This window comes from Lactococcus taiwanensis (assembly GCF_014905395.1).
Lineage (GTDB): Bacteria > Bacillota > Bacilli > Lactobacillales > Streptococcaceae > Lactococcus > Lactococcus taiwanensis.
This window is the reverse complement of the sequence record NZ_BNDT01000012.1, coordinates 1-3,374: the sequence shown is the minus strand read 5'-3', so window position 1 is coordinate 3,374 and position 3,374 is coordinate 1. Positions and strand designations below refer to the sequence as shown.

Here is a 3,374-nt window from a genome sequence, read left to right as displayed (position 1 = left end):
TCTACGGGCCTGTCTTCGAGCAGTATCATGCTTAGTTTTGTCAGGGTTTTTTGCTTCCCACTTACGATTTGCTTTTAATTCTTCTGTCATAGTACCTCTATTTTAACATAATCACAGCCTTTACAGAATGCTTTATAAAGCGTGTTGCATTACATCTGATCTGATAAGACCGTCATTTTAAAATAAATAGGACTATAACAGCCCTATCTATCAAGGTTATTTAAGATTTAATCCCTAAAGCTTCAAGGTACGCTTGATCTTTGTCCGAGGTAGCAGGATTTTTTTTAGAAACTTTGAAATTTCCCCCTTCATCAATATACTGCAACTGATTCGAAGTACTCTGATTATTAGTCTGTTGTTCGTATACTTTTGAATCAGTCTAGTAACTATCAACAAAGAGAATTAGCTTTCTCTTAATAAAACCATTATTAAATACTGGTGTTAAAGATTGATCGGCTCGCCACCCGTTACACCATAAATTTGAGCAGTAACATAGCTTGCATCATTTGAAGCTAAGAAGACATATACTGGTGCCAGTTCAACTGGTTGTCCAGCTCTTTCTAATAATGATTGTTGTCCAAAATCTGGTAATTTTTCTTCAGGCTGTCCTTGATCCAACTGAAGCGGTGTCCAGATTGGTCCTGGTGCTACTCCATTGACACGGATACCTTTTTTAGCTAATTGGGTGGCTAAGCTAACCGTAAAGTTTGCAATAGCTGCTTTTGTAGCTGCATAATCCATTAAATTATCACTAGGATTAAATGCTTGTACCGAAGTCGTCGTAATAATACTGCTACCGGCAGGCAGATGACTGACTGCTTCTTGGACAATCGCAAACATCGAAATAATATTTATGGTAAATGTATCTTTTACTTGTTGAATAGGTAAAGTTTCAATCGATTCTTGGGAAATTTGTTGTGCTGAGTTAAGAACTAATGTATCTAATCCATTTAATTCTGCGACTGCTTTTGCAACGATTTCTTTTGGTGCCTGTTCATCCCTCAAATCATAGGGAAGTAATACGGCTTTTCTTCCAGCTGCTTCTATCAGTTCAGCAACTTCCTTTGCATCTTTTTCTTCACCTGGTAAGTATTGGAAAGCCACATCTGCACCTTCACGAGCAAATGCGATGGCAGCTGCACGTCCAATTCCTGAGTCTGCTCCAGTAATCAATACTCTGCGATTCTCCATTTTTTTACTTCCAACATAACTTTCTTCGCCGCAATCTGGTCGTGATGGCATGTTTGTTTGGAGAGCAGGAGTATCTTGATCTTGTTTTTCAAAACGATCATTATAAAATAATTTTCTCGGATCTCTTAAAACGGGTTCTGTCATTTATTTCTCCTCACTTTCTATATTTATTTTAACGTACTTTAAAATTTTTTAAAAATGATACGCCTTTTTGCACCAATATTCACAATGTTTTTACTGAAAAATCGATAAAAATAGGCCCTTTATCGATAAACGGTTATAAATAGAACTTCTATTACTTGAAACTTCTAATATTTATTAAAAAATAAAAATAACATAAAACAAAGTGGCGGTACTCTTTTTATGTCAATCTCCATTTCTTGTTCCTTTTTTAATATTTAGAATGGCTGGATATTTAATCAATATATCTCCATAGTGAACGCTTTTAATATCGCCTTCATCATAATTTAACAATGCTCTAGATGGTTCTGTTGCAAAGTTCCCCATAACACCTGATTTATTGTAAAATGTAATAAAATAGAATGCGAGGACAACAGATGAATCATTTTAAGGGCAAACAATTCCAAAAAGACGTGATTATTATCTCTGTTGGGTATTATCTTCGCTATAATTTGAGTTATCGTGATGTTCAAGAGATGTTATATGATTGTGGCATTAACGTTTCTCACACAACAATTTACCGTTGGATTCAAGAATATGGTAAGCTGATCTATCAAATCTGGAAAAAGAAAAATAGACAGTCCTTTTATTCGTGGAAAATGGATGAAACGTACATCAAAATTAAAGGAAAATGGCATTATTTGTATCGAGCCATCGATGCAGATGGTTTAACCTTAGATATTTGGTTACGTAAAAAACGGGACACACAAGCAGCCTATGCTTTTCTTAAGCGGTTAGTGAAGCAGTTTGATGAACCGAAGGTTGTAGTCACAGATAAAGCCCCCTCTATTACAAGTGCCTTTAAGAAACTAAAAGAATACGGCTTTTATCAAGGGCAGAACATCGTACCATTAAATACCTGAATAATTTGATTGAACAAGACCATCGTCCAGTAAAGAGACGCAATAAATTCTATCGAAGTTTACGCACTGCCTCTACCACGATTAAAGGCATGGAAGCCATCCGAGGATTATATAAGAAAACCTGAAAAGAAGGCACTCTCTTCGGGTTTTCGGTCTGTACTGAAATCAAGGTATTATTGGGAATCCCAGCTTAAATCATAGATACCGTAAGGGATTTTATTCTTTATTTAAAACTTTGCAACAGAACCGTTTTTGTCATTGTTACGCTCCGTTTCAAAGTTAATCATCAGCTGATAGAACTATTTTATCAGTTATCCTACCGACATGAAAGGAACAAAATGGTAAAAACAAGGTGTTTTTTCAGACATTTGGTGTTTAAATGACGACAATTATGTGGTATAATGGTTGTAAAGAAAAAGGACTTACTCGATACAAGTCCTAATGTAGCCGATTAAAAGTCGGTGGCAGAATTATGTTCTAAGAACCGTTCACTCAGCCAAAGTTAGACGGTTCTTATTTTTTTGCGATTTTTTCAATCAACAAAACGATAAATGTAAGCAAACTAATTAGAAAACCGCAAACTGCGATCACTAACATGGCTACATCCATCAATAAGAAGGCTCCTTTCTTTTGGATTTTGAACTTACATACATAAGCCTCACCACCTTTCAGAGCCACCGTCTATTTAAACTTCTACTCTACTATTATAACAAAAAAACACCCTACAAGCCATGACTTGTAGGGTTTTCTAGTAGTTAAAATGGTAAATCATCATTAATATTCAATGGTTCACTACCTGCGAATGGATCGTGTGAATCGCCAGGTACGTTGCTTTTATTATTTGGTTGAGCTACTGCAGGAGCATGATTATTCTCAGAACTTTGACGACTTTCAAGGAGTTGGAAGGTATCAGCTACCACTTCTGTGACATACACACGTTGCCCTTGTTGGTTTTCATAGTTCCTGGTTTGAATCCGCCCAGTAATACCCATTAAAGCCCCTTTTTTAGCCCAATTTACCATGTTCTCAGCTTGTTGGCGCCAGATCACACAATTAATAAAATCTGCTTCACGTTCGCCTTTAGCATTTTTAAATTGACGATTAACAGCTAAAGAGAAGGTTGCAACAGCTTGGTTTTGT

General features: G+C 36.2%; 3 protein-coding genes and 1 pseudogene. 1 reads left to right on the top strand and 3 read right to left on the bottom strand.

The annotated features are described in order from the left end of the window. Positions 1-441 precede the first annotated feature (441 nt). Positions 442-1,335 carry an SDR family oxidoreductase gene (locus JKP71_RS09475; protein ID WP_200407807.1) on the bottom strand — a complete coding sequence of 298 codons (894 nt, stop codon included), beginning with the start codon at positions 1,333-1,335 and terminating at the stop codon, positions 442-444. A 222-nt stretch (positions 1,336-1,557) separates the two neighbouring features. After that, on the bottom strand, positions 1,558-1,698 hold the full coding sequence (locus JKP71_RS09470) for a hypothetical protein (RefSeq protein ID WP_234446130.1): 141 nt from the start codon (positions 1,696-1,698) through the stop codon (positions 1,558-1,560). Between the two features lie 50 nt (positions 1,699-1,748). On the opposite strand from JKP71_RS09470, the pseudogene JKP71_RS09465 reads away from it, so the two are divergent. Further along, positions 1,749-2,428: pseudogene (locus JKP71_RS09465) on the top strand (IS6 family transposase). Positions 2,429-2,989: 561 nt separating this feature from the next. Here the strand turns inward: JKP71_RS09465 and ssb are convergent. Beyond that, the coding region (ssb, locus tag JKP71_RS09460) for a single-stranded DNA-binding protein (protein ID WP_200407806.1) at positions 2,990-3,374 on the bottom strand (385 nt) is incomplete at its 5' end.

Excerpts from the sequence above, each read along its gene's own strand:
- JKP71_RS09470 (WP_234446130.1), bottom strand. The coding sequence starts at position 1,698 with ATGGGGAACTTTGCAACAGAACCATCTAGAGCATTGTTAAATTATGAT.
- JKP71_RS09475 (WP_200407807.1), bottom strand. The coding sequence starts at position 1,335 with ATGACAGAACCCGTTTTAAGAGATCCGAGAAAATTATTTTATAATGAT.